This window comes from Halobacteriovorax sp. BALOs_7 (genome assembly GCF_003612895.1).
Classification (GTDB): Bacteria; Bdellovibrionota; Bacteriovoracia; order Bacteriovoracales; family Bacteriovoracaceae; genus Halobacteriovorax_A; species Halobacteriovorax_A vibrionivorans.
On record NZ_CP027772.1, the window covers coordinates 2,188,188 to 2,213,740 of the forward strand.

Annotated in this window: 26 protein-coding genes; 18 read left to right on the top strand and 8 right to left on the bottom strand. The window is 36.1% G+C overall.

The annotated features are described in order from the left end of the window. Nucleotides 1–3: 3 nt before the first annotated feature. The 3 genes from BALOs_RS10430 to BALOs_RS10440 all read left to right on the top strand — a co-directional run bounded on the left by BALOs_RS10430 (nt 4) and on the right by BALOs_RS10440 (nt 3,909). Nucleotides 4–423, top strand: a complete 420-nt coding sequence (locus tag BALOs_RS10430; RefSeq protein WP_114705154.1) for a hypothetical protein — start codon at nt 4–6, stop codon at nt 421–423. Nucleotides 424–431: 8 nt separating this feature from the next. Next, nucleotides 432–2,378, top strand: a complete 1,947-nt coding sequence (locus BALOs_RS10435; RefSeq protein ID WP_120405139.1) for a bifunctional 2',3'-cyclic-nucleotide 2'-phosphodiesterase/3'-nucleotidase — start codon at nt 432–434, stop codon at nt 2,376–2,378. Nucleotides 2,379–2,529: 151 nt separating this feature from the next. Beyond that, nucleotides 2,530–3,909: an HAD-IG family 5'-nucleotidase gene (locus tag BALOs_RS10440; RefSeq protein ID WP_114705156.1), complete on the top strand. Its 1,380-nt coding sequence runs from the start codon at nt 2,530–2,532 to the stop codon at nt 3,907–3,909. On the opposite strand, the gene BALOs_RS10445 is transcribed toward BALOs_RS10440, so the two are convergent. Then, entirely contained in the window at nt 3,899–4,861 is a 963-nt protein-coding gene (locus BALOs_RS10445; protein WP_120405140.1) for a histone deacetylase, read from the bottom strand. The two genes, BALOs_RS10440 and BALOs_RS10445, sit on opposite strands and share 11 nt — an antisense overlap. 189 nt (nt 4,862–5,050) lie before the next feature. Here BALOs_RS10445 and BALOs_RS10450 point away from each other — a divergent pair, with 189 nt between their 5' ends. Continuing rightward, a complete protein-coding gene (locus tag BALOs_RS10450) occupies nt 5,051–6,169 on the top strand; it encodes a saccharopine dehydrogenase (protein WP_114705158.1) in 1,119 nt (372 codons plus the stop codon). Here the strand turns inward: BALOs_RS10450 and BALOs_RS10455 are convergent. Together BALOs_RS10455 and BALOs_RS10460 are read right to left on the bottom strand one after the other, a co-directional pair. Then, a complete protein-coding gene (locus BALOs_RS10455) occupies nt 6,158–6,985 on the bottom strand; it encodes a glycosyltransferase (protein WP_205570953.1) in 828 nt (275 codons plus the stop codon). The genes BALOs_RS10450 and BALOs_RS10455 overlap by 12 nt on opposite strands. Then, entirely contained in the window at nt 6,975–7,904 is a 930-nt protein-coding gene (locus BALOs_RS10460) for an aldo/keto reductase (RefSeq protein WP_120405142.1), read from the bottom strand. Before BALOs_RS10460 ends, BALOs_RS10455 begins: the two co-directional genes overlap by 11 nt. Before the next feature lie 74 nt (nt 7,905–7,978). Here BALOs_RS10460 and BALOs_RS10465 point away from each other — a divergent pair, with 74 nt between their 5' ends. Further along, nucleotides 7,979–8,995, top strand: a complete 1,017-nt coding sequence (locus BALOs_RS10465) for a hypothetical protein (RefSeq protein ID WP_120405143.1) — start codon at nt 7,979–7,981, stop codon at nt 8,993–8,995. Continuing rightward, nucleotides 8,995–9,996 (top strand): radical SAM protein, encoded by a 1,002-nt coding sequence (locus BALOs_RS10470; RefSeq protein WP_120405144.1) that lies wholly within the window; start codon nt 8,995–8,997, stop codon nt 9,994–9,996. The genes BALOs_RS10465 and BALOs_RS10470 overlap by 1 nt, the downstream gene beginning before the upstream one ends. An 8-nt stretch (nt 9,997–10,004) precedes the next feature. Here BALOs_RS10470 and BALOs_RS10475 read toward each other — a convergent pair whose 3' ends face one another. Next, nucleotides 10,005–10,964, bottom strand: coding sequence for a hypothetical protein (locus BALOs_RS10475; protein ID WP_133296837.1), 960 nt, complete (start codon nt 10,962–10,964; stop codon nt 10,005–10,007). 238 nt (nt 10,965–11,202) lie between these two features. Between BALOs_RS10475 and rpmB the strand changes: the two genes are divergently transcribed. Next, entirely contained in the window at nt 11,203–11,439 is a 237-nt protein-coding gene (rpmB, locus tag BALOs_RS10480) for a 50S ribosomal protein L28 (protein ID WP_114705164.1), read from the top strand. 94 nt (nt 11,440–11,533) lie between these two features. On the opposite strand, the gene BALOs_RS10485 is transcribed toward rpmB, so the two are convergent. Further along, complete coding sequence (locus tag BALOs_RS10485; protein WP_120405145.1) at nt 11,534–13,231, bottom strand: S8 family serine peptidase; 1,698 nt, start codon at nt 13,229–13,231, stop codon at nt 11,534–11,536. Nucleotides 13,232–13,376: 145 nt separating this feature from the next. Here BALOs_RS10485 and BALOs_RS10490 point away from each other — a divergent pair, with 145 nt between their 5' ends. Together BALOs_RS10490 and BALOs_RS10495 are read left to right on the top strand one after the other, a co-directional pair. Further along, complete coding sequence (locus BALOs_RS10490; RefSeq protein ID WP_114705166.1) at nt 13,377–14,069, top strand: hypothetical protein; 693 nt, start codon at nt 13,377–13,379, stop codon at nt 14,067–14,069. Nucleotides 14,070–14,089: 20 nt separating this feature from the next. Then, nucleotides 14,090–15,097 carry a DUF4340 domain-containing protein gene (locus BALOs_RS10495; protein ID WP_114705167.1) on the top strand — a complete coding sequence of 336 codons (1,008 nt, stop codon included), beginning with the start codon at nt 14,090–14,092 and terminating at the stop codon, nt 15,095–15,097. Here the strand turns inward: BALOs_RS10495 and BALOs_RS10500 are convergent. After that, nucleotides 15,094–15,984 (bottom strand): hypothetical protein, encoded by an 891-nt coding sequence (locus BALOs_RS10500; protein WP_114705168.1) that lies wholly within the window; start codon nt 15,982–15,984, stop codon nt 15,094–15,096. The genes BALOs_RS10495 and BALOs_RS10500 overlap by 4 nt on opposite strands. A 221-nt stretch (nt 15,985–16,205) precedes the next feature. On the opposite strand from BALOs_RS10500, the gene BALOs_RS10505 reads away from it, so the two are divergent. The 9 genes from BALOs_RS10505 to BALOs_RS10545 all read left to right on the top strand — a co-directional run bounded on the left by BALOs_RS10505 (nt 16,206) and on the right by BALOs_RS10545 (nt 24,261). Next, nucleotides 16,206–17,216 carry an HD-GYP domain-containing protein gene (locus tag BALOs_RS10505; protein WP_162929650.1) on the top strand — a complete coding sequence of 337 codons (1,011 nt, stop codon included), beginning with the start codon at nt 16,206–16,208 and terminating at the stop codon, nt 17,214–17,216. A gap of 119 nt (nt 17,217–17,335) precedes the next feature. Beyond that, nucleotides 17,336–17,560 (top strand): hypothetical protein, encoded by a 225-nt coding sequence (locus BALOs_RS10510; protein WP_114705170.1) that lies wholly within the window; start codon nt 17,336–17,338, stop codon nt 17,558–17,560. Nucleotides 17,561–17,687: 127 nt separating this feature from the next. Further along, the gene (gene pstS, locus BALOs_RS10515) at nt 17,688–18,683 is read left to right on the top strand and encodes a phosphate ABC transporter substrate-binding protein PstS (protein WP_114705171.1); all 996 of its coding nucleotides are present in this window, start codon (nt 17,688–17,690) and stop codon (nt 18,681–18,683) included. Further along, nucleotides 18,683–19,627: a phosphate ABC transporter permease subunit PstC gene (gene pstC, locus BALOs_RS10520; RefSeq protein ID WP_114705172.1), complete on the top strand. Its 945-nt coding sequence runs from the start codon at nt 18,683–18,685 to the stop codon at nt 19,625–19,627. The genes pstS and pstC overlap by 1 nt, the downstream gene beginning before the upstream one ends. Next, a complete protein-coding gene (gene pstA, locus BALOs_RS10525) occupies nt 19,624–20,484 on the top strand; it encodes a phosphate ABC transporter permease PstA (protein WP_114705173.1) in 861 nt (286 codons plus the stop codon). Before pstC ends, pstA begins: the two co-directional genes overlap by 4 nt. Next, nucleotides 20,484–21,251 (top strand): phosphate ABC transporter ATP-binding protein PstB, encoded by a 768-nt coding sequence (gene pstB / locus BALOs_RS10530; RefSeq protein ID WP_114705174.1) that lies wholly within the window; start codon nt 20,484–20,486, stop codon nt 21,249–21,251. Before pstA ends, pstB begins: the two co-directional genes overlap by 1 nt. Nucleotides 21,252–21,261: 10 nt before the next feature. Continuing rightward, nucleotides 21,262–21,876 (top strand): phosphate signaling complex protein PhoU, encoded by a 615-nt coding sequence (gene phoU, locus BALOs_RS10535; protein WP_114705175.1) that lies wholly within the window; start codon nt 21,262–21,264, stop codon nt 21,874–21,876. 17 nt (nt 21,877–21,893) lie between these two features. Then, nucleotides 21,894–22,589 (top strand): response regulator transcription factor, encoded by a 696-nt coding sequence (locus tag BALOs_RS10540; RefSeq protein ID WP_120405147.1) that lies wholly within the window; start codon nt 21,894–21,896, stop codon nt 22,587–22,589. Continuing rightward, nucleotides 22,579–24,261, top strand: a complete 1,683-nt coding sequence (locus BALOs_RS10545) for a cell wall metabolism sensor histidine kinase WalK (protein ID WP_114705177.1) — start codon at nt 22,579–22,581, stop codon at nt 24,259–24,261. Before BALOs_RS10540 ends, BALOs_RS10545 begins: the two co-directional genes overlap by 11 nt. On the opposite strand, the gene BALOs_RS10550 is transcribed toward BALOs_RS10545, so the two are convergent. Beyond that, complete coding sequence (locus BALOs_RS10550) at nt 24,258–25,295, bottom strand: NAD(P)H-dependent glycerol-3-phosphate dehydrogenase (RefSeq protein WP_114705178.1); 1,038 nt, start codon at nt 25,293–25,295, stop codon at nt 24,258–24,260. The two genes, BALOs_RS10545 and BALOs_RS10550, sit on opposite strands and share 4 nt — an antisense overlap. Then, nucleotides 25,292–25,546 carry a DUF493 family protein gene (locus BALOs_RS10555; protein WP_114705179.1) on the bottom strand — a complete coding sequence of 85 codons (255 nt, stop codon included), beginning with the start codon at nt 25,544–25,546 and terminating at the stop codon, nt 25,292–25,294. Before BALOs_RS10555 ends, BALOs_RS10550 begins: the two co-directional genes overlap by 4 nt. Between the last annotated feature and the right edge of the window lie 7 nt (nt 25,547–25,553).

Here is a 25,553-nt window from a genome sequence, read left to right on the forward strand (position 1 = left end):
ACAATGATGAAGTATGCACTTGCAACACTTATTTCTTTACCACTACTAGCAGCTCCATGCGCAGGACAAGAAGGTGAATATAGAATTAATGCTGATGGATCTCAAGGTGGATTTGTCGCAACCACGGCCTATGTTTCAGATAGTGTCTACATCGGAGAGAATGCGCAGATTTGTGATAAGGCCCAAATTACAGGTCATGCTAAGATAACTGGTAATGCCATTATTTCAGACTATGCTAAAGTTTGGGGCAATGCTCATGTTTATGGAGATGCAGAAGTTTTTGATACAGCTTCAGTATGGGAAAATGCAAAAGTTTACGGCCAAGCACAGGTCTATGGATTTGCAGGTTTAAAAGGAAATGTCGAAGTATATGGAATTGCCCGCATGTTTGATGCAACTTATTCTTCAGGACGTTATTACTAGGATTCAATATGAAAAACTTCTTCTTACTTTCACTTTCACTCACTTTTTTAATTAGTTGTCAGAATCAGACACAAGTTAAATTACGTATCATCGAAACAACTGATATTCATGGGTACTACAAAGATTATGATTATTATCAAAATCGTGAAAGTAAGAAGTATGGACTAGTTAAAACAGCAACCCTCATTAAGAAATACATCAAATCCGCAGATAATTATACTTTGGTCGATAATGGAGACCTCATTCAAGGAAGTCCTATGGCCGACTTCGTGGCCAGCTATGGAAAAGAAGGAACCCATCCAGCTTTTAAGTTAATGAATCATTTAAAATATGATGTGGGTAATATAGGAAATCATGAATTTAATTACGGACTAGACTTCTTAAACGAGTCCTTAAAAGATGCTAACTTCCCATATATCAATGCAAACGTTTTCAAAGACGAAAATGGCAAACCAGGTGCTCCATACTTTAAGCAATATATTATTAAAGAAAAGGAAGTCGTCGATACAAAAGGTAAAAAACATAAATTAAAGATTGGCTATATTGGTTTTGTACCACCTCAAATTATGTTTTGGGATAAGGCAAATCTTGAAGGAAAAGTGATTGCTCGAGATATTGTCGAAGTAGCAAAAGAGCTAACCGTTAAAATGAAAAATGAAGGGGCTGATATCATTATTGCCATCCCCCATTCGGGAATTAGTACTGATAAGTATAAACTCTATGCTGAAGACTCTGTCTTCTATTTAAGTAAGCTACCATTTATTAATGCTATTGCTTTTGGTCATACTCATGCAGTATTTCCTTCTAAAGAATATGAAGGGATCGAAGGTATTGATGCCAAGAAAGGGACTATTAATGGTAAAGCAGCTGTTATGCCAGGAAAATGGGGATCTCATATTGGAATCATCGATTTAAAACTTAATTACGATGGAACTATTTGGAGTGTCATTGATGGGCAGTCTAGTGTCGAATCAATCTATGATCGAAACTCAGATATGAGTGTAAAGCCTGATTTAGAGTTAAGTGAGATCATAGAAGAGGATCATCAAAGAACGTTAAAATTAGCAGACAAGAAAATTGGTTCTTCAAAACAAGACTTTTATAGTTTCCTTTCTCTTATTCAAGATGATGCAACAACTCAAATTGTATCAAATGCACAAATGGACTATGTTAAAAAGGCCATTCAAGGAGATGCTAATTTAAGTGATCTTCCTGTTCTATCAGCTGTGGCCCCTTTTAAGGCCGGTGGAAGAAAGAATGATCCAAATGGTTATACAGATGTCTCGAAGGGTGAATTAACCATTAGAAATGCAGCAGATCTCTATCTTTATCCAAATATTCTTTATGCCCTAAAAATTACAGGTAAAGATGTCAGAATGTGGCTTGAGTGTTCTGCTGGTATGTTTGCTCACATTGATACTAACTACTTTAAGGAGCAACCTCTTATCAACTGGGGAGGATTTCGTACTTATAACTTCGATAATATCGATGGTGTAACTTATGAAATCGACGTCACAGAAAGAAGACATTTTGACGAAGACTGTAAAGTTCTAAACAAAGACTCTTTTAGAATTAAGAACCTAAAGTACAATGGTAAGCCGGTAAAAGATAATCAAGAATTTATTCTAGCAACAAATAATTATCGCGCTACAGGTGGAAAATTCTCGGGAACAGTAAAAGAAAATGTTGTTATTACAGCTCCTGATACTAACCGCCAAGTACTAATAAATTACATTAGAAGTGAAAGTAAGAAAAAAGGTTTTGTTGAAGCAAAGCCTAATATGAATTGGAAAATAAAATCAGTTCCAAATGCTGAAAAACTAAAAGTATATTTTGAAACCTCACCTTCAAAAAAGGCAAGCCGATTTATAAAGGAGAATGCAATCTATCCTTTAAAGCGACTGGATGGCCTGGATGAAGAAGGTTTTGCACGCTATCAAATCAACCTAAAGTAGTGGCCATACACATACTTACCAAGAGCGTCATTAAGGTGTAAGTCATTAGATTTACACCTTAACACATTAATAATATGACTTTTTATTCCTTTGAAGCTAAAATCTACGGTCCGAGAATAATTCTTGGATAGATTTATAAAAGGAATTTAATATGTCTGTTTACGTCAATAGAACATTAAACATGAAGAAGATCAAGGCCATCGGTTTTGATATGGACTATACATTAGTTCGCTATAAAACAGAGGCATTTGAAAAATTTGTTTTTGAACTTGTACTAGAAAAACTAGTTGAGATTAAGAAGTATCCAGCAGAGATTACCAATATAAAGTTTGATTTCAACCAAGTTATTCAAGGCCTTATTATTGATAAGTTAAGAGGAAATATTCTTCAAACAAATCGCTATGGAAAAGTTAAGATTGCAAAGCATGGGACAAAGTCAATTGACTTTCGTGACCTAACGGAAATCTATGGCAATAGTATTATTGATCTAAATTCAGATCAGTATCAATCATTAGATACAAACTTCTCAATTTCAAATGGAGCAATGTTTTCAAATCTAGTGGATCTAAAAGATAATGGCCTGAAATTACCAGATTATGAGACTCTATCTAGCGATATAAAAGAAGTCATTGATATTGCCCACTCTGATGGTTCACTTAAAGGTCATGTTCAAGAAAATCTTGAAGACTTTATTATTGCAGATCCGGAAGTTGCAAAACTTCTTGAGCGCTTCAAGAGATTTGGAAAGAAGCTTATTCTTATCACTAATAGTGAATGGAGCTGGACAAAGAGCCTTATGGAGCACACGATTGATCCATTCCTAAAGGAACACGATAGTTGGATGGAGCTTTTTGACATTTCAATCTGTCTTGCATTTAAGCCACGCTTCTTTAGTGTAAGTAATATGTTCTTAGAAATTAATCCTGACACTGGATTTATGACAAATGCAGAAGGACCTCTAGAGCAAAATAAAGTCTACCAAGGTGGATGGGCAGGAAAACTTCAAAAAGACCTGGGACTAGAAGGTGAAGAGATTCTTTATCTAGGAGACCATATCTACGGTGACGTTCTAACATTAAAGAAAACTTTTAATTGGAGAACTGCCTTAATCTTCGACCCTCTTCAAAGTGAAATCGATGCAATTAAAAAATCAGCACCGACACAGGCCTTAATTGATGCCGAGATGAAGAAGAAAGAAAAGCTTGAGCATGAACTTAATAAATTAGAACTTCTTAAGCACGAAGATCCTGAAAAGTATAACAAGGAAGATATTGGAAAAATCTTTAGTGAGATTGATAAGATCAACACTAAGATTTCTCAACATCTTGAAACTTACAGACAATTTTTCAATCCTCATTGGGGAGAGATGATGCGTGCTGGTTTAGAAGAATCTCGTTTTGCTGATCAAGTTGAAAAGTATGCCTGTTTTTATATGGCAAAGATTACGGACTTACTTGAATACACTCCACGTACGTACTTTAGACCAACGAAGAGAGTCTTAGCTCACGAAATTACAGAGCCTAATTTTTAAAAGTATTTTGTAAGAATTGTAAAAAGACGCGGTATACCTCGTCACCATATCCCCCGGCCATAACCCAGGCCTGGGGAATTTTTCTCTCTTCTAAAAAGTTCTTCATAAAGAGATCACGCTTTAAACACTCTTCCAAACTAAGCTGAATTCCTTTTGCACTTTCAAGAATGTCTTTTTCATAAACATCGGCACCTTGAACGACAATACAAAGGTCGTACTTATCAGAAATTAAATCCTTCACTTTTTCTAACTTCTCTAAATAATTATCATCAGCAGTTACAGGAATATCCCATGTACTAGGAATAAAGCTTGAATTCGTTTTGTCTGGATTATCCAAAGGCCAGCCATCTTTCATGTGAATAGAGAGACAATCAATCGTCTTATCATCTTTTAAGATCTCTGTAGTACCATCACCTTTATGAGCATCCATATCAATCACAAGGCACTTTCCTAGGCCCTTTTCTTTTTGTAATTTTCTAATGGCGATAACAATATCATTAAAAAGACAAAACCCTCCTGGTTCACTACTCTTTGCATGGTGCATGCCACCACCAAGGTGATAACTAAAACCACTTTCTAAAGCATTTTCAGCGGCAAGGTATGTCCCTTCACAGTGAGCAAGGGCCCTCATTATAAAATCTTTCAATGGCCTTTTTGCACTATCTGGTTCGTAGCGATGAAAAGATCCATCATCATTAATTAGTTCATAAGCTTGTAAGACGAGATTTGTCGAATCACCAACAGCTCGCATATAGAAGCGATCAGTATGGGCCAATAAAAGATCACTTAATTTAAATTTAGTAAGCCTACGTCTTTCAAGAGATGGATTATCTTTAAAATTATCTAGTATTCTTGTGACACGTTCATCTTTAAGAGGAACTCCAATACCGTAATCAAGATAACTTCCAAGAGAGTCTTCCATGTAGAAAATTTTTGAGCTTGCTTTGGTCATTACTAAAACCTTCGTTTTCGGACTTGCTTATCAATACTAATATTATATAGTTATACCTTAATCCCACTTGTAAATCTTACAAAATTTGGCAAATTTCAGGCCCTGAGCTTATATTTTGCTATACTTGTTAAATTATATTTGTTCGTAAATTCGACAAATTAGGGATGATATAGATGATTAGGAGATTGGATGATTTATAAGACTTTATGGTTACGCCATGAGACAAAGCCATTTGAGCAGCGAAGTGCCCTCACGCCAGAGGCGGCCAAAGCTATACGTGATCTCGGCCATGAAGTTATCATCGAAAGGTCTCCAAGTCGTATTTTTAAAGACGAGGAATTTGAAAAGCTAGGCTTTAAAATGATGCCAAGTAATTCTTGGATCAATATGGCGCCTAAGAATGCATATATCTTAGGTCTAAAAGAGCTGGATGCAGAGAAGTTTCCTCTCACTCATCGCCACATTCACTTTGCTCATGTTTACAAGGGTCAAAATGGGGCCAATGAAATGCTTGATCGCTTTATTCAAGGTGATGGTAAGTTATTTGATCTTGAATACCTTGTGGATGAGAATGGAAAGAGAATTGCAGCCTTTGGTCGATGGGCCGGTTTTGTTGGTGCAGCAATTGGACTTAAGAATTGGATTGCTCAGCAAAGAGGAGAAGACTTCAATGCAAGCGCTCCTTTAAATTCATACGAAAATCAATTTAGTCTTATCAACGAAGTTGCCAAAGATCTTGAACAGCTTCAAAAACGACCTCGTGCCGTTGTTATTGGCCACCGTGGACGTTGCGGTATTGGTGCAAAACAATTTCTAAAAAGTGTTGGTGTCGAATTCTGTGCATGGGGACGAGAAGAAACAAGTGTCCAAAGACCAATTAGAGCAATTTTAGATTATGATATCTTGATAAATTGCACTTTAAATACAACTAAAGCAAAACCATTTCTTGATCTTAAAACATTAGAGCAAGAAAGAAACTTAAGTGTTATTTCTGATGTTAGCTGTGACCCAACCGGGCCTTGTAACCCACTTCCAATCTATGACGATATCACAACAATTGATACGCCAACGACCAGAGTCGACTTGGAAGAGCTACTTGAGGTTACGGCCATTGATCATCTGCCTTCACTTCTTCCAAGAGAAAGTACTGAGGAATATGTTGAGCAACTACTGCCTCATATTATCGATTTATTAAACGGTGATATTGAAGACTCTCCATGGGAGAGAGCTTTAGAGGTTTTCTATGCTAAAACTATTGAACTTGGATTAGAAAAGAGACTTAGTGAAGAGCCACAATTACTTATGTAGTGTAACAAAGCTTGCAATACTCTTTACTTCTTCATAGTCTTTAAAATTTTGATGCTTCTTATAGCCTTTCATTAAATACTGACATTTTTTATGACAACTTTCTAATAAGGCCTTTGAACGTTCTTCACTAAGTGGCCTATTCTGTAATATCCATGCCATACTTTTCACACGCCAGTAATCCATGGCAAAGAATTTAAAAGAGAGTTGATCTTCATGGCCGCCATACTTATTCACAAACTCATTTTCTAAAAAACCAATATCATACAGAGAAGTTACTTTTAGCCAGAAGTCATAATCTTCACAAACCACGAAATCTTCTCTCATCCCACCTACTTGTTCAAAAAGTTCCTTCTTCATTAAAACACTAGAGGGAGAAATGACACAGCCTTGTAACGATCGGATAAACATATCACCACCATGCTTTTGGTGATGTTTTTTCTGCTTAACAACCTTTCCATCTCTTAGCCACCTTTCAGCAGTATGAACTAATACCTTTCCTGTATTTTTTAGGTAGCTAACCTGAGAGGCCAACTTATCTCGATGCCATTCATCATCAGAATCTAAAAAAGCAATATAATCACCTTTTGAGTTCTTTACACCAAGATTTCTTGCACTAGAGACTCCAGCGTTTTCTTTCTTTAAATATTTAATTCTTTTGTCTGAAAATGAGCTGACAACATCATGTGTATGATCAGTTGAGCCATCATCTACAATAATGAGTTCTAAATCATTAAAGCTTTGATTTAAGACGGAAGTAATCGAGCGTTTTAAAAAATCTGCACGGTTATATGTAGGAATAATAACACTAACTAACACTATTGATTATATCTTCCAACATTTCATTAGTAATGTTCTTCTCTAAACTATCGATAACACCATCTAATTGTTTTAAATTTCTAGCACCACAAAGAATCGTACTTAACTCATCATGAGAAAGGTTAAAGTGAATCGCAAAATCTAGACCTGTCATAGCGTGTTTATCCAATGCAGGTTGCATCCTTTCAACAATTTCATAACGACTCTCTTTATCCATGGCCTTCCACCATGGGGCCCACGAGCGACAGTCACTCTTATCAAATTTACGGTCGCGATTAACTCGTCCAGTAAGAATCCCTTTATCAAGAGTTCCCCAGCTCATAAAGCTAATATCGTTTTCTTTAACTATTGGAAAAATATCATTTTTTACATCTTGTTCAAAAAAGTTGAATTGAGATTGAATCACTTCAATCTTATCCACTTCACTAGCAAGCTTAAACTCTTCAGGTGTAGTATTACAAAGGCCGATATGTTTGATCTTTCCTTCATTCTTTGCTTTAGCTAATACTTCAACTGTTTTACGAATATCAACATTTTCATCAGGCCAGTGAACCATAAAGAGATCAATATAATCACTTTGAAGATCACGTAGAGATTGCTCAAGCATATCTCTAGTTACTTTTGGATCATTACTCATATCCACACGTTTATTCTCATGCCAAGTAACACCAGACTTAGAAATGATAAAAGCCTTCTCTCTTTGTCCATTTGAAGCAAAGGCCTTGCCTATTCGCCTTTCACTTTCCCCAAAGCCGTATATCGGAGCTGTATCAAAGATACGAACGCCTCGATCAAAAGCGTGTTGTAGAAGAGTAAGAGAGTCAGACTCACTAATATCTCCAAATCCATAACCAGCGCCTTCTCCAGAGATACTTGCGCCACCAAAAGCAAATTTTCCATATTGGTCTAATATTTTCATAATTTAAAAGTATCCTCTGTCCTAAAATGCGTAAAGACTTGACGCACCGATAGATTAAAAGTTATTCCAATGGAATGGATCTACTAGTTTTTGCACACCGCGGTGAAGCACAATGCTTCCTAAAAGAGATGGAGCTTAAGGCCCACCCATTAAATAACTCCCTCTACACTCTAGAGGATCAGAGTGTTGCGCTTATTATCACAGGAGAAGGCCATAATAACGTTCTAACGGGACTTAGCCTCGCTCTAGGGCAACTTAGTGGAAATGTTCAAAGAATCATTAACTTCGGTATTTGTGCTGCCTTAAATGAACAATTACAAAAGAATGAAATTCACTCAATTAGAACAATCTATGGCCAAGATGAATTTAAAAGCTTTCAAACAATAGACACTCAGGCAAAACACGACCTCATCACAGCAAAACAAAGACTTTTAGATACCAAAGAATCTCAAAAGCTTGAGCACATTGCCCCACTAGCAGATCGAGAAGGATGGGCCATAGGCCTTGTTGCCAAGCAAGCAAATATCGATCTTTTATCTTATAAACTCATTTCAGACCATGTTAGTGATGCACCAATATGCGAATATATTAAAGAGCTTTCTCAAGATTACTCTCAAAAATTATTTGAATTCTATCAAGAATTAGAACTAGTAGAGAAAGCCTCATCAATTGAGAATCCATTTAAAGAGCAAAGCGACTACTACTTTACACTTTCTCTTAATCGAGAAGTCTCAAACCTGTGCCAGCAACTATGTGTAAAGTACGAAAAAGAAAATATTAATGACATCATCGATACAACTTCCCTTCTAAACTTAGAGACGACCCCAAAAAAGAGGGCCTTAAAGCTAAGGGATCAACTAAAAGAGAAGCTTTATCCTACACGCACAAAAATTCTAGGACAACTTGATAGCTTTATTCAAGATGCAGGCTTTGAGAAGAAAGAGCTCACATACGACCCAGCAATTGAGAAAGTCTTTTTAAATTTAAAAATAAATATCAAAAACGAAAAAGATATAAAAGAGCTTACTCGTAAACTTAAGAATATAGACTGGCACGAGTACCAATCAATTATGAATGGAGAAAATCTTTAATGAAGATTGAAAAGATATTCATTGAAGAAGAAGCTCGAAATGGAGAAATTGCTCTCTCTCTTCCAAAGCGCTTTCCAAAAGCACAAGTTGTATACATAGATAATCATGCAAATATCTGGGGAAGAGTAAAAAAACCTTATCTCCATAAGAGAGATTCTCTAAATCTCTTCATTGCCCACAAAAAAGGCTCTTTAGTAAAAGAAGCTCCTGATGCATATGGAATCTCAGGTGAGCCTCATTATTACTTTATCCACGCTTATAATTGTATTTATGAGTGTGACTACTGCTACCTTCAAGGATATTTTAATTCACCGGATCTTGTTCTCTTTGTTAATCATCAAGAAATTATGGCAAGCATGCAAGAAATAGCAGATAAAACAACAGGCAACCTGTGGTTTCACGCTGGAGAATTCAGTGATTCCCTAGCTCTAACACACTTAACCAATGAACTAAGCTTCTATCATGACTTTGCAAAACGTAATTCAAAGTGCTTTATCGAATTAAGAACAAAGTCGGCAAATATTAAAGAACTGATGAAGCTTGATCCCTTACCAAACTTTATTACTTCATTTTCTTTATCGCCAAAGAATAAGATTAAATCACATGATCTTAAGACACCATCTCTTGCAGCAAGACTTAAGGCAATTGAGAAGCTGTATAAAGCGGGTCACCCTATTGGACTACACTTTGATCCCGTTATTCACACAGATCAATTCGAAGAAGAATATCAAGAACTAATAAATGAAGTCTCTAAAATCATTCCACTAAATAAAGTAGAATATATCTCAATTGGTGTTGTGCGCTTTACTAAAGATGTCTACTCACAAGTAAAAAAGAATTATCCAAAAACAACCTACTTTCATTCGGAGCTTACAAAAGGTGAAGATGGAAAGATTCGCTACCCAAGGCCAATGCGCCACTGGATTTTAGGTAAGATAAAAGATATGTGCTTAAAGGCCGGCGCTATTGAGAAGACCGTCTACTTATGCATGGAAGAATAATCAACCTCTTAAAACTGAAGATAGATATCTAAGTAATTATCAATTAACTCTAAACTTCGGGCGGCTGACTGCTTCTGCCTTGCTTGGTATTCCATATATACATCACCAGGATTAACGACTTTTAAATTATCCGTTTCAGGTGCTTCATAAACAGATGAATAGACTGCTCTCAACTCATCATAAATTGACTCGAGCTCAGTAAAATAAGACTGATCCGCCCCAGATAAGAGTCCTACACCTTTTAAAAGTGTCAGATGCATTAAAATATTATCTTGTAAGTAGTCGTTAGAAAGGGACTTAAAGATTTCGGTTGTCATAAAGCCCACAATATTTTCTTTTTGAATCGCAGTAAACTCACCTTCTTCAGCTAACTCAATAATAGATTCAAAGAAAATCGTTAAGTTGGACTGACGACATACAAGAGGGGCCCTCAAGATCTTTCCAAAGTCTGTTGCGCTTACTTGTTCATAAGAAGATAATGCGTACTCAGCTCTTTCAACAAAACGAAGAGCCTCTTGCCTGGCCTTTACATCATTATAAAATGTTACAGCTCTTTTAAGATTCATTATAACTTCATCTGGGTTTTGAAAATAAGAAGAATTAATTGGATCGATAATTTGTGATGGTGGCAGATTTGAGTTGATACTCTTTTCACAATCTAAGTTGAGCATCTCAAGTTTTTGAATTTCGCCACCTAATTGTGCAAGTTCTCCTGCAGGCAGGCCTTCAATTGTGACGACTTGATCATCACTTCTTTTATACTCATTATCTTCATGGAATTGCTTTCGTGGAACAAACTTCTTTTTAGGAGTATTATTTGAAAAAGGTTTGAGTTCTTTTTGACCTTCAGATTCGTAATGACCCCTAACCTTCTGTGGTAGATAATCATCCTGATAGAAGTGGTATAGGAAGTAGCTCACCGACATGGCCACTAGAATTATGAAAAACAATAAAATACGTTTTTTCAATCTTACAACCTCTCCTCTTCCTTTTAAGAGGATAACTACCTGAAATTAGTTATTTATACCTAATATGATATCGACAGCGTTTTGCTATGTCCAAGATTCTTTGATAACTACTTGTAAAAACCATAAGATATTGCTCATTTTGCACAAAAATGGTTGCACTTTTATGACGATATGTTTATATTCTACAACCTAATAACCCAAATATTAATGTAGAGTTTATATAAATAAGGATGAAGTGATGGCACGTACATGTGATTTAACTGGAAAAAGAAGACTTGTTGGTAATAAAGTTTCTCACGCTAAGAACAGAAGCAAAATGACTCAAAAACCAAATCTTCAAACAAAGAGAGTATATGATCCTGTAACAGGTGAAACAATTAAGCTTAGACTTTCAACTAGAGCAATTAGAACTCTAGACAAAGTTGGATCTCTTTCTAAGTTCCTTAAGAAGTACAAGCACCTTTGGAACGCTTAATTAGATTTTAATTCTAAGACTTTAAGTCATTTAGATATAGAAAAGGCCAGCATTTAGCTGGCCTTTTTATTTATGGCTGTTTATTTAAAACAAATTAGTATTGAACATCAACTTGATCAATAACAAATCCCCACTTCTGAACTGAACGGTCTGACTTAAATGTTAATTTAAGTGTTCCACCTTCAGCAAAGAAAGAAGTGTAGTTCTCACCGCTACCAGTTACCTTCTCAATTAAAGTACCTTTAGCATCTCTAATCTCGATGTAGTCATAACGATTCTCAAGGTCAAACTTACGAATTTTAAGACGAATGAATTTTGCACCCTCAACTTCGTAAACAGTTTCCATAACTTCATTTTCTGAATATGGGTGTGCTGACTCAAAAAGAGGAGCATCAACTGTTTGCCAATCTTCTGGATTTGGCTCGTTTCTTTCAGGAATTGTATTCGTTAAAAGATTGTAAGCGTTAATACGTCCAGAGTTAATAGTCTTACCTCTAAGTGCCGCTACTGGATCAGAAGTTACCATAACTTTATTTCTGATTTGTAGTGGAGTTAGATCCTTATTTTCAGCTAGGAAAAGACCAATTACACCTGAAACATGAGGAGTTGCCATTGAAGTTCCTGAGTAAGAAGCATACCCACCATTTTTAACAGTTGATAGAATCTCATGCCCTGGAGCACCAATATGAACTGTTGAACGTCCGTAACAAGAAAAGCTTGCTAGTTCATCAGCAGCTGTTGTTGCAGCAACTGAAATTACGTTATCAACATTGTAGTTTGATGGGTAGTGTGGTCTTGAATCGTTATCAGTTGAAGAGTTACCTGCTGCGGCCGTAAATACGATACCTGCATCATTAGCTCTTTCGATTGCTTCTTGAAGAGCTTCAGAGCGTCCGCCCCCTCCCCAAGAGTTTGACATAATATCAACACCAATTTTTGTAGCATAATCAATTGACTTGATCGCAGCTTCAGTTGAACCTGAACCACTATCAGTTAAAAACTTAACCGCTACAAATTGAACATCTCTCATTACACCAGCAACACCAATAGCGTTGTGTGAAGCACCGATTGTTCCTGCACAGTGTGTACCATGAGAATGTCCATCAATAGGATCACCGTCATTATTAGCGAAGTCATAACCATGGATATCATCAACATAACCATTTCCGTCATCATCAACACCTGGCTGACCATTTGCTTCTGCTTCGTTTACCCACATTTGATCTCTTAGATCTGGGTGGTTGTAATCAATCCCTGTATCGATTACAGCGATTTTAATTGCGCGATCACCTTTTGTGATTTCCCATGCCTTAAGTGCATCAACGTCAGCACCTTCGACAGCATTTACACCACGTGGCCCATTAGAACCTGTGTTTCTAAGTCCCCAAAGTTTTCCAAACTTAGCATCTGCTGGTGTATAGTATGCACCATTATCAGAAGCATCTTGATAGTTTAGAATTTCATCAAGAACATTTGTGTGTACAATTGGCTTTACGATTTCGTAAATGAAGTTAGGCTCAGCATATTCAACTTCTGCTCTTTCATTCATTTGCTTTGCAAGAGTGTCAATTGAAACAAGTGATTCATTAAACTTCACAACATAAAGGTCACCTGATGATAGCTCGATACGACGATCAAGTGATGCTCCCGTTAGTGAATGTCCAAAAAAGTTCTCTGCTGCAACATCTTTCTTAAGCTTTACAATCAGTTCTCCTGGAACATGATCAGCTGCAAGTGGTGAAAGTGCCATTGCTGAAATAATAGCTGGCGCTAAAATAGATTTAATACTCATTAAGATCCTCCTAATCCTTTATCTCCCCTTCCATAAGGAGACCATACTAAGACTAAAAATATGTCTGCTAACTAGTTTACCACCATTCAAAGGGCAAAAATTTCAAAAGATACAAAATATTGAAAATGTGAGAAAATGTTAGTTAATGATACACGGAAAAAGTAACGACCCAGTCCTTATAAAAAGAATACCAGTAAAAGTCTGGACTCTTCGATCTGAAGTAGAAGAGGCCGTTCGTCTTCGCTACAAAGAAGGCGAAAAGCCTGATTTAGAAGACCTAATCGAAATTTATAAAGACAAGGGAGAGCTTCCTGTTGCTGAAGAAGTTGAAGATGATAACAACGAACTTGATCCTCAAGCACTGGCAGATGCAGCAATGAATGGAGAAGAAACTGACAATGTTACTCCGATAAATGAGAAGAAAGTTATCAAGCAATTTATTCCCGATCTACCAAAAGAAAAGCTTTTTAGTGGGAATTTATTGTTATCAGAACTCTACATGGAAGGTATGTATTTCTTCTGTGAACGAGAGTTCACACAGGGTCAATCAATCGTTGTTGATATCCAAATACCAAATCGTATTATCCTAAATGGAATCGTTGTTTATTCGCGAACTTTTAATATGAAAAGTCGTATTATTTCCAACGCTTCTCTACCCTACCGTACAGGGATAAAGTTCACATTTCTTAAAGAGGGTGAAAGAACTCTTCTTAGAAACTTTATTAAGTCATTTGAACCAGAAGTGGCCCAAGAGGCTCCAAAGTCAGTAAATGCGACTCCGGCATCACCAGCAGGAGGAGATGATGATGACGAGCTGGATATCTTTGACGATCTCTAATAAGAATTCTAAAATTTCTTATGCAAAATATTAGACGTAACTATTTCTCAGCAAGCCTTGTTTCAATTCTCTTTGTGACTCTCCTATTTGGAGCTGTTATAAGCGAGTTTTTTCAAGCACCCGTGATAACTTCAAAAGAACTTTCGAATCTACAGTTTCTTTTCACAAGTGATCAAATTGATGACGTAGATAGTCTCTCTCTTGCATCAAACCTGGGACGATTTAGTCTTGCAAAGAATAATGGCCAATGGATCATTACTCAGCCTCGACGAATTAATGCCAATGAAGCGACAATCACAAAGCTTCTCGATTCACTAAAGAATGTAAAAATAAAAAAGATCTTTCCAAAAGATCCAATTAATTTATCAAACTTCTCTCTCGATAATCCAACTTCAACTATTACTCTAAAGAATGAGGATGGAATTGATGAAACAATCTCTTTTGGACTAATTAATCCAATTGATAACTCGACTTATGTTGTGAGTGATAGTGATAATGCTATCTACCACGTAAACGCTGTAAAGTTCTCTCTGGAAAAACTAGACCTTCCATCTCTAATTGATTCACGAGTCTTTAGTTATGCTCCAAGTGATATTACGGCCATTACTGTTATAAATTCAGGAAAGCTGCGTTTTGCTTTTGAAAGAAATAAGAATGACATATGGATATCTGGAAATAATGCTTTAAATGATGAATTAGTCCAAGACTTTCTTGTTAAATTAACAAGCTTCAAATCGAATCTTATTTTAGATAAGAGAACAGATAAAATGAATGAAAGAATTGAGCGCTACCTAAAGAAGCCATATTATAAAGTTATTGTAAAAATTAAATCAGGAGAAGAGATTGAATATGACCTTTCATGGGTATTAACTTCTCTACCAGACTTAAATATTGAGAAAAAAGAAAACTTTATTATTCGTGCCTCAAATAGAGAACACCCGTTCCTTGTAAGTAAGGAATACCTAAGTGTACTCTACAAAAGAATAAGAAGCTTTAGACCAAGTCCACTCAATAAGATAATTTACTAAGCTATTAACTTATTAAGAATTTCAGACGCTACACCTTCAACTTCATCAATAACATGTTGAATGGCCTTACCTACTCTGTGGTGTCTGATTGGAAATTTTGAAAATGGAACAAAGATGTAATAAGTTTCACCTTTACATGTTTCCAAAGCATTTAAGTCGCTAAAGATATTATCATCAAAATCTATCTTTATACTCTTCTTCTTACTTTGGCAGATGGCCTCATCAAGTTCTTCATAAGTTTTCCCATTAGCGCTAAGGAGTCCCCCAACCTCAGCACTAAGGGAAATTTGGTCGGCCTGTGATAGACTTAAAAAATTCTTGTGCCCCTCAATTGATACAAGGATTCCCTTGCGACTCAATTGCACAATCTGTCCATCAACAGGCTTTAATATAGAATTCCAGAATGAAAACTTAGCCTTAAGATTTGTGTTCATTCTGAAGTCACGATGACTTAGTGATAGGTTTGTCAGTAAGCGATCATAGACAAATAATTTATAAATATCATAATCAACCCATCTCATTGAATGCAGATGCATAAATGGACCGGCCTTATGCTTTAGAGATATTAGTGTTTGCTTATTCACATCAAACCAAAGATGCTTTAATCTCGGGTCAATATAGAAGTTATAGAGATCAAATAGAGTTGTCTCCATCTCACCTTTCTTATTCACTAACCAAACTGGAATCTCTTTAAAAGCTTCAAGTTCTTCTTTAACTTCACTGATACTCATCGAAGAAATACCACTTGAGTGACGATCTTTCATGGCCTCAATTAATTTCGACCAATTTGACCAATGTAGACTATATGGGCCGTCATCAAATAATTGAATAGATTCAAATAACTTAGGATCTGCAATATATTCTTCTAAATTCTTTAATGCGCTCATATCCGCCCTCTACTGGTCTACGATTTATTTCTTCGTATTTCCCCACTATAGCAATCTGGTTAATTAAAACGAGTGGATTGCTTAACTCTCTAATAGAAGCCTTTATTTTCAATAATTTAGATACTGTAATTGACCATTTTCCCCACTTGGCAATAAAAGCGAATTATTGCCTATTTTCATTGGTATTTAATGATTTTGGTTACTTAAGTTATAATATGATCATGAATGCATTGGATATTTTCCGAAAATCCCATTTGGCCCTAAACCTCACACCTTTTACGATAAGGGAGCTCTTTAATATCCCGACAACCCCATGTGATGTTTTTATCTTTGAAGATGGTAAATTTAAGCATTCACTATATCGTGGCACCTATGTTGCTAACGATACTTTAAAGGAAATGATTGAAAGAGGTCATACTATAGTCTTTGCAAGTAATGAGCAAAGAGAAGAGTTAAAGGAATTACAACAAAACACCCTAAGACAGGTAACAAGATCCTTTTCAATGGGTGATACATATCAAAATTGCAAAAATCAGCTCAATCTTATTACCATTAATCTTCGCTATCTCTTTGAAGATCCAACGGATGATAATGCATTAAATCTTCAGTATCAAAGTCTAAAGGTTCTCGCCAACTTTCTAATAAAGAACCCAAAGATGCACGAGCCACTATATCGTTACTATGCGGCCCAAGGGCATCATTATATTTTTGCTCAACCCCTACTTTCCTCAATCTTTCTCGTAGGGATTCTGAAAACATCTCAACTCTATAATGATAAAGATATTGAGAACTTTTTTATCACAAGTTACTTTAAGGATATTGGAATGTCGGCCATTCCTATTGATAAATTCGATAAAGAGAATCTTTCTGAAATGGATAAAGTCCTACTTGCGAAACACCCAATTATTTCTGCAAGAATTCTGCAAGGAAGGATTCAGCTCTCACCTGCTCATATGAAGGTCATTGAAAACCATCACACGTTCAGTATTATCGATAAATACGACACTGATAATCAACATATCAAGAACCTGACTGTAACAGGTTTTGAAACGCTCATGGTTAACGTCTGTGATATCGTTGCGGCCATGATCTCAACACGCCCTTATAGAGAGGCTTTATCGATCTTTGAAGCCTTAGAGAAAATACGTTCACATATTGGAAGTGAGTACCCACACGAATTTAAAATTATCATTAACTACTTTCGCAATTTCTTTACAACATCAGTCAAGTAAAAAAAACTTTTCATAACGTTTCAAATATTTCAAAATAATAATTAACCAAGGATAAGGTTAATATATTTTTAATTACATATATTTAAATTAACAATTGCTAAATGCTCCAGGGAGGGAACATGGCCAGTCAACAAATTCCAGTAAGCCCGGTAACGGGAATAATTGCAGAAGAAAACGTCTTTATCGATTTTGGTGAGCACGAAGGAAAATCTATCCTTGAGATCCAAGATACTCTTCCAGATTATTACGATTACTTAATCAACAAAAGAGAAGAAGGAATTTGCACAATTCGTCGCAACCAAGATAAGTCATTTAGACTTTACGTTTCAAATACACTTCAATAAATTATATCGTGGGGCAGCAATGCCTGCCCTACTGTTTTCTTAACAAAATCTTAATAAACACCCTTTTCTCCCTATGCTAAATTTCTTAGTGAGAACACACATTTAGCTATATTCGAGGAGACATAAAATGATTAGAAAGCTCATTATACTTTGTGCCGCACTATCTGCACTAAGTGCTCATGCAATGAAAATTAATGCTGCTGGTGCTTCATTCCCATATGCCATTTACTCAAAATGGTTTTCAGAATACTCAAAACAAAATCCTGACGTACAATTCAATTACCAGCCAATTGGATCAGGTGGAGGTATTCGCCAACTAATTAAAGAAACAGTTGATTTTGGTGCCTCTGATGCTCCAATGAAAGAAAAAGATAAGAAGAAAGCAAAGTGGCCAGTACTTCACGTTCCAATGGTTCTAGGTGCAGTGGCGATTGCTTATAATCACCCAGAAGTTAAAGATCAGCTTAAACTTGATGGTCCAACTTTAGCAGATATCTACCTTGGTAAAATCACAAAGTGGAATGCTCCACAAATTCAAAAATTAAATCCAGAAATGAAACTTCCAGAGAGTGATATTCTAGTTGTTCGTCGTGCTGATGGTTCAGGAACAACGAAGAATTTCGCTGACTACCTAGTCGACGTAAGTTCAGAATGGAAGCAAAGAGTTGGAACTGGAAAGTCTCTAAGATGGCCAACAGGAATAGGAGCAAAAGGAAATGATGGTGTAACTTCAATGGTAGAAAACACTACTGGCACTATCACTTATATGGACCTTGCTCACGCCAGAAAGAATAATATCAAAACAGTTGCTCTAAAAAATAAAGCAGGTGTCTACATTAATCCAACAGTTGAAGCTGTATCAGCATCGGCCAAAGGATTTACTCCAAAAGGTAAAGAATTAACTGGCTCACTAATCAATAGTGCCGATAAAGATGCATATCCTATTAGTGCCTTAACTTATATTCTTTTACCAATGGTTGAGAAGGACCAAAAAAGAGTCGAGATCTATAAATTTGTAGAATGGGCCATAACTAAAGGTCAAAATTACGCAAAAGAGCTTTTCTACGCTCCATTACCAGAAGAACTTTCCAAAAAGGTTGTTAAGAAGGTAAAATCTCTTTAATGAAATTATTAAAAGACTTCAGGCCATCATCTCCTAGTTATCAGGATAAGATGGCCTATACTACACTAAGATTTTTTTCACTTGTTGTAATTGTTCTCCTACTTATTATGATAGGACAATTATTCTTTGCAAGTCGCGAAGCCTTTAATGAATTTGGCTTTGCTTTTATCACAGATGACTTCTGGAATCCCATCGATGATGAGTTTGGAGCACTTCCCTTTATTTTTGGAACGGTTGTAACATCTCTACTTGCACTTTTAATTGCAGGACCAGTAAGTGTAAGTGTTGCACTTTATATTACAGAATACCTTCCAAAATCTCTTTCAAATATTTTAGGGACATTTGTTGAACTTATTGCAGCGGTGCCAAGTATTATCTTTGGTCTTTGGGGACTTTATTACTTAGCTCCTTTTGTAAAAGATACTGTTACACCTGCTCTAAAATCAACTCTAGGATTTCTACCTCTATTTCAAGGTCCAAGTTTTGGAATCGGTATTTTAACTGCATCAATCATCTTAGCGATAATGATCATCCCAACGATTACTTCTGTAGCAAGAGAAGTTTTTCGCTCTGTAAGTATTCTACATAAAGAGGCAGCTCTAGGGCTTGGGGCGACTAAATTTGAAATGATTAAAATTGCAGTACTTAAGCCAAGCTTTTCAGGTATCGTTGGTGCATTAGTTCTTGGCCTTGGACGTGCCTTAGGTGAAACAATGGCCGTTGCAATGGTTATTGGAAATACACCTCAAATATCAAAATCAATTTTTGCCCCGGCTTCAACAATGGCCTCAGTTATGGCAAATGAATATGCAGAAGCTGAAAGTGATCTTCACCTATCAGCACTGTGCCTAGTTGGTCTTCTACTTTTTGTCGTCACTTTTGTCGTCAATCTAATTGCACGAACAATTGTATGGAGACAAACTAAAGGAAGGAGTAAGAAATGAAACTATCCAAAAAAAGAGTCATAAAGAACCAACTCTTTCGAGGAACTTTAATACTAAGTTCTCTCATTGTAATAATGCCACTTATTCTAATCTTCGTTTTCCTTCTACAAAAAGGTTCCACTTCGTTAAGCTTAGATTTTTTTCTAAATGATCCTAAACCTGTAGGAGAAGTTGGAGGCGGAATGAGACATGCAATCATCGGAACACTAATGATGGTTGCCCTAGGCTCATTTATAGCTGTTCCTGTAGGGACATTATGTGGTGTCTACTTAAGTGAGTACGGTAAAGGAAAAATTGCGCAAAGCCTACGCTTTACAATTGACCTCTTAACAGGTGTTCCATCAATTGTTGTCGGTATTTTTTCTTATTTAATATTTGTTGTTAGCTTTAAATCATTTTCTGCCCTAGCAGGTGCTTTTGCTCTGAGTATTATCATTTTACCAATTGTTACACGTACAACTGAAGAGATTTTAAAACTTATTCCAAGACATGTTAGAGAAGCAGGACTGGCCCTAGGGTTACCTCGATGGCGAGTTATTTGGAATATAATTTTAAGAGGCTCAAGAAACTCTCTTACAACAGGGGTTATCCTGGCCATATCTCGTGCTGCTGGTGAAACAGCACCACTACTCTTTACAGCTTTTGGAAGTATGTATTTAAGCTTCCAAGTGACAGGCCCAATGGCATCCCTTCCTGTCCAAATTTATAATTATGCAATAAGCCCCTATAAAGATTGGCAACAACAAGCTTGGGCCGGATCATTCACTTTAATTATTATTGTTCTGGGACTAAATTTAAGTGCGAAATTTTTATTTAATACAAAGAAGCTTAAAAAATTCTTTGTGAGGAAATCATAATGTCTAATAGCGATATCATTTTAGAAGTTAATAATATTCAAGCATGGTTTGGTGACTTTCAAGCAGTCAAAGGAATTGACCTAAAATATGAGAAGAATACGGTTAATGCCATTATTGGCCCATCAGGTTGTGGTAAATCTACTTATATCCGTACCTTAAATCGTATCCACGAAGAAGTGGAAGGTGCACGCGTATCTGGAGAAGTCATATTAGATGGTAAAGATATTTACGCACCAGACGCAGATCCTGTTGAAATCCGTCGCAAGATTGGAATGGTATTTCAAAAGCCAAACCCATTTGCGGCCATGAGTATTTATGACAATGTTGTTATTGGCCCACGTCTTTGGGGAAAGAAGAAAAAAAGTGAATTAGATGAGATTGCTTTTAATTGTCTTACAAAAGCAGCACTTTGGGATGAGGTAAAGGACAAGCTTCACCAAGAAGGAACTTCACTCTCAGGTGGACAGCAGCAAAGACTTTGCATTGCTAGAACTCTTGCAACGAACCCTCCAATTGTTCTAATGGATGAGCCAACATCTGCACTTGATCCAATTGCAACGGGTAAGATTGAAGATCTGATGAGTGAATTAAAAAAGGACTATACGGTAATTGTTGTAACTCACAATATGCAACAAGCTGCTCGTATTGCAGATTATACAAGCTTCTTCATCTTAGGTGAGCTTATCGAGCACGGCCTAAGTAGTGATGTATTTACTAACCCAAAAGAAAAGAAAACAGAAGACTATATCACGGGTCGTTTTGGTTAAGGAGTAGGCCATGGATTTAACAGTTGAAACACTTAGAAAAGATATTACCGAAATGGCCGCTGTTGTGGAGAAGATTCTTCACGTAGCCGTTCAAGAAGATTCAAAGATTGAAGAGCTTCATGAATTAGAACATGAAATTAATGAATATCATAAACTAGTTGATGACCATGTTTTTAAGTTTATTGCACTTAAGTCCCCTACTGCAATTGATCTGCGTACGGCCCTTGCAATTATGAAAATAAACTCAGAGCTTGAAAGACTTGGTGATGAGGCAGTTAACTTAAAACGTTACTTAATGAGAGTCGAAACTAATCGTGACTACTGCACGATCATTCAAGCAGAAGTTTTAGAAATGGTAAGAAAAAGTCTTATTGCCTTTGCTTCAAATAATACAAAGATGGCAACAGACGTAATTAAAGCGGACCAGGAAGTTAACTCTCTTCACAGAGACCTTGTTAAGAAGTTTTACCAATTATTAAAAGAAGGAAAAGCTGAAGTCGACGAAGGCTTTGCTATTATTCGCGTTTCAAAAATATTTGAGCGCTGTGGTGACCACGCTACAAATATTTGTGAAGATATCATTTTCCTAGAATCAGGACAGGATATTAGACACTCTGAAGATTAGATTATAAAGGTTAAATTATGAAGGCCCTTATTGTTGAAGATGAAAACTCGATTGCTAAACTAATTGGTGTAAACTTAAAGAGCCTAGGTATTGATTACGACATCGCACCAACAGGAAATAGCGCCATTGCCTGTATCGATTCAAATAACTATGAAATCTTTATTCTCGATCGAATGCTACCAGATCTAACTGGTGTTGAAATTTGTCGCTACATCAGAGGCCCAAAAGCACTAACAACGGCCGGGATTCTTTTTGTAACAGCTTTAACATCAAGCGAATCCATCATTGAAGGACTTGATGCTGGAGCCGATGACTATATCACAAAACCTTTTGATATTGGCGTTCTTAAGGCCCGTGTCACAAGTCTAAAAAGAAGAATTGAAGCTATCACAAAAGAAGACGCACAGCACGACAGTAAGACTTTTCAACATATGGGAATTACTGTCGACACCGAAAGCGTGACAACAAAAGTTGATGAAAAGCTCGTAAAATTAACAGTTTCGGAGTTTAAAATCCTCTGTGTACTCATATCAAGTCCTGGGAAAGTGTTTACAAGAAAGCAAATTGTCGATTTAATAAAGGGTGAAAATATATATGTAACAGATCGAACTGTTGACACACATGTTTTTGCCTTACGAAAGAAACTCGGTGAGAAATCTAAAGTTATTGAAACAGTTCGAGGAATTGGCTATCGAGTAAAAAGTGAAGAATAACTTTTTTAATTTTCTTAAAATAAAATTCCTAAACGATATCATCTTCTATCAAACGATACTTTTTTGTATCTCTCTACTCGTTATGGGCGTTGTCTTTATTGGAAATTTTAAAGATAACTTTATTCATTCAATAATTGAACAAGAACTCAGCTTATTCAAAAAAAATAATATATCAAAAATGTGTGAGTATAAATCTCCTCGCTCACAATTTTATATACTCAATGCAAATAGAACAATTCGTTGTGGTGAAGCTAACTTTAAGATCAATGAGTTCAAAGGACTTAATCCAGGATCTTATAGAAGTGAGGAAGATCATATCTTTTATCACGAAACAATTACTTCAAAAGAAAAGGTCTATACTCTCTTTATAAAAATAAAATCAGATGCCTTGAAGTTAATGTCAAAAAGAGTATTTTCTAAACTCTTCTTGGCCATGGGCATACTTGGCTTCCTCTTTCTGGCAGGACAATTCTTTCTTTTTAAGCACTATTTCTCACCTCTATATAGTTTATTCAAGCTTTTTAGAATGAAGAATAAAATCGATACAAGCGATAGCCGCGACTACTGGGACTATATTGAATCAAAATCACAAAAGAACTTTAATAAACGAAGAGAATTAAAATTAGAGATCTTTAATACAAAACAGTACTACTCTGTCATCTTAAACTCAATTGATGACCCCGTTGTCGCTACAGATGATAAAGGAATAATTGTTTTTTCAAATGACTCCTTTCGCAAGACCTTCTCTTCATTTAATGGAAAGTATCGCGGTGTAGAAATTATTAACATTATTCGAGACTATGACTTTATCAATCTCATTAGAAAGAGTGGTTATAACGCTCACTTAATTCACAACTCTCAAGTAGAATTAAAAAGTGTCGAAGGAAGTAATCACGTCTATCAACTCAAAACAAGTAATATCAAATCAAAAAAGAAAAACCATGAGCTCTTCTTTTACTTTAGCGATATTACAAAACTTCAAGATGTAAATAATATGAGAAGAGACTTCTTTGAAAATGTCTCACATGAAATTAAGACTCCCCTTACTTCTATAAAGGGATACTCTCAAACTTTACAATCGATTAATGAAGATAAAGATCAAGCCGAGATCTTGGATATCATCTCTCAGAACGTTGATCGCCTAGACGAGTTAATTAATGGTATTTTATCTCTTTCAAAAATTGAAAACGAAGGAAAGATCGAAGTCGAAGAAATTAATATCCCAGAGTTTATTAATGCACTAATCAATGATTACCAATTAAAGCTCAATGAAAAAGATATTTCGATTCAAATTAATGAAGATAATCTTAAAACCTTAAATACAGATAAGAGACTACTCTATCACTGTATTTCAAATTTAATTACAAATGCCATTAAGTACTCTCTTGAAAATACACAAATAACCATCAATTATTCTTCAAATAAAGATGGATCATATATTAGTGTTCAAGATCAAGGAGTTGGTATTCCAAATGATAAGATCGCCCGTATATTTGAGCGCTTTTATCGTGTCGATAGCTCTCGTAGCATAAATACTGGTGGAACGGGACTTGGACTTGCTATCACAAAGCATTCAGCACAAAAGATGGGTGCAATTATTGACGTTGAAAGTCAGCTTAATGAAGGAACGAAGTTTACAATCTTCTTTCCAAATAAAGTCATTGAATCTTAATCAATTTCAAACTTAATTGGTGCCTTCATAAGTTTTTCTAAAACCTCTTCAACATTAGCATCATTATAAAGGACTTCATAAAGCCCTTTAAAAATTCGAGCTCGTATATCGTACTTCTCAGCTAGAAGAAAAGCAGCTTTTGTCGTCTTATAACCTTCAACAACAGTACGCTGAGAATTAATGATATCAAGTGGCTTACGCCCTTTTGCAATCTCTAATCCAAAGGTCTTATTCCTTGAGAGGCCACCAGTGGTCGTTAAGATTAAGTCCCCCATTCCACTTAGCCCATAGAATGTTTCAGGACGTGCATTGAAGACTTTTCCAAAGCGAAGCATCTCCACAATTCCACGTGTAATCATGGCCGCACGAGTGTTGTGGTTATAGCCTAGACCTTCGACAATACCACCAGCAATAGCAAGAACGTTCTTAAGTGCTCCTCCTAAGAGAACACCTTTAATGTCATAGCTAGGAAGTGCTTTAAAATATGGAGTATCAAGCTTCGTTGCGATATCCATTAGAACTTTTTTAGATCGTCCAGCAATTGTGACTAGAGTAATCTGTTTTTCCATTATTTCTTTTGCGAAACTTGGGCCAGATAAGAAAGTAATATAGTCACGATATTGTGGGAAGAAATCATTAAAGAGGTCATCACTCAACTCAAGAGTTTCTGGATCAATCCCTTTAGATAAACTAATAATAGGAATTTCTCTTTTAAGATAGCCTTCAAAGCGATCAAGATTTTCGCTAAAGAAGGTACGAATTCCGTGAGTTGGAAGACCTGATACAACAAGTTCTAGATCATCCTCAAAATTCGTATCAAACTCATCCCACTCGATTATGGCCTTGATATTACCATCAAGTTTAATACCAGGAAGGTAGACTGAGTTTTCACGATCATCATTGATATTTTGATAAACATCTTCTGATCGAACTTTTAAAATTACATGTTCAAATTTATTGGCAAGGATTGAAGCAATTGATGTTCCAAAGGCACCCGCGCCAACAACTAGTGCTGTCTTATAAATTTTTGTCATAGAGACATTATACCATGAAGGCGAGAAACTCTTTCATAAATTGTTAACACTTCATCTGCACTATTGCATTTGACGTTGAAAGTAAAAGAAATATACTTACCTGTTTTAGACGGTCTTTCATGGTGTGGCTCTGCGCCAACGGCCATAATTAATTCATCTCGGTTGCTATCATTTCCGATAAATTTAAAATTATATTCTGCAGGCCAATCGTATTGATCATTTAATAGGCCTTTTAACTTCTCCATATCCATAATATCA

Bases quoted from the DNA above. Each gene is read 5' to 3' on its own strand.
- BALOs_RS10485 (WP_120405145.1), bottom strand. From the start codon at position 13,231: ATGAGTATTAAATCTATTTTAGCGCCAGCTATTATTTCAGCAATGGCA.
- BALOs_RS10460 (WP_120405142.1), bottom strand. From the start codon at position 7,904: ATGAAAATATTAGACCAATATGGAAAATTTGCTTTTGGTGGCGCAAGT.
- BALOs_RS10440 (WP_114705156.1), top strand. From the start codon at position 2,530: ATGTCTGTTTACGTCAATAGAACATTAAACATGAAGAAGATCAAGGCC.
- BALOs_RS10540 (WP_120405147.1), top strand. From the start codon at position 21,894: ATGAAGGCCCTTATTGTTGAAGATGAAAACTCGATTGCTAAACTAATT.
- BALOs_RS10465 (WP_120405143.1), top strand. From the start codon at position 7,979: ATGGATCTACTAGTTTTTGCACACCGCGGTGAAGCACAATGCTTCCTA.
- BALOs_RS10550 (WP_114705178.1), bottom strand. From the start codon at position 25,295: ATGACAAAAATTTATAAGACAGCACTAGTTGTTGGCGCGGGTGCCTTT.
- pstS (WP_114705171.1), top strand. From the start codon at position 17,688: ATGATTAGAAAGCTCATTATACTTTGTGCCGCACTATCTGCACTAAGT.
- phoU (WP_114705175.1), top strand. From the start codon at position 21,262: ATGGATTTAACAGTTGAAACACTTAGAAAAGATATTACCGAAATGGCC.
- BALOs_RS10430 (WP_114705154.1), top strand. From the start codon at position 4: ATGATGAAGTATGCACTTGCAACACTTATTTCTTTACCACTACTAGCA.
- pstC (WP_114705172.1), top strand. From the start codon at position 18,683: ATGAAATTATTAAAAGACTTCAGGCCATCATCTCCTAGTTATCAGGAT.
- BALOs_RS10470 (WP_120405144.1), top strand. From the start codon at position 8,995: ATGAAGATTGAAAAGATATTCATTGAAGAAGAAGCTCGAAATGGAGAA.
- rpmB (WP_114705164.1), top strand. From the start codon at position 11,203: ATGGCACGTACATGTGATTTAACTGGAAAAAGAAGACTTGTTGGTAAT.
- BALOs_RS10500 (WP_114705168.1), bottom strand. From the start codon at position 15,984: ATGAGCGCATTAAAGAATTTAGAAGAATATATTGCAGATCCTAAGTTA.
- pstA (WP_114705173.1), top strand. From the start codon at position 19,624: ATGAAACTATCCAAAAAAAGAGTCATAAAGAACCAACTCTTTCGAGGA.
- BALOs_RS10435 (WP_120405139.1), top strand. From the start codon at position 432: ATGAAAAACTTCTTCTTACTTTCACTTTCACTCACTTTTTTAATTAGT.
- BALOs_RS10510 (WP_114705170.1), top strand. From the start codon at position 17,336: ATGGCCAGTCAACAAATTCCAGTAAGCCCGGTAACGGGAATAATTGCA.
- BALOs_RS10505 (WP_162929650.1), top strand. From the start codon at position 16,206: ATGAATGCATTGGATATTTTCCGAAAATCCCATTTGGCCCTAAACCTC.
- BALOs_RS10555 (WP_114705179.1), bottom strand. From the start codon at position 25,546: ATGGATATGGAGAAGTTAAAAGGCCTATTAAATGATCAATACGATTGG.
- BALOs_RS10490 (WP_114705166.1), top strand. From the start codon at position 13,377: ATGATACACGGAAAAAGTAACGACCCAGTCCTTATAAAAAGAATACCA.
- pstB (WP_114705174.1), top strand. From the start codon at position 20,484: ATGTCTAATAGCGATATCATTTTAGAAGTTAATAATATTCAAGCATGG.
- BALOs_RS10495 (WP_114705167.1), top strand. From the start codon at position 14,090: ATGCAAAATATTAGACGTAACTATTTCTCAGCAAGCCTTGTTTCAATT.
- BALOs_RS10450 (WP_114705158.1), top strand. From the start codon at position 5,051: ATGATTTATAAGACTTTATGGTTACGCCATGAGACAAAGCCATTTGAG.
- BALOs_RS10445 (WP_120405140.1), bottom strand. From the start codon at position 4,861: ATGACCAAAGCAAGCTCAAAAATTTTCTACATGGAAGACTCTCTTGGA.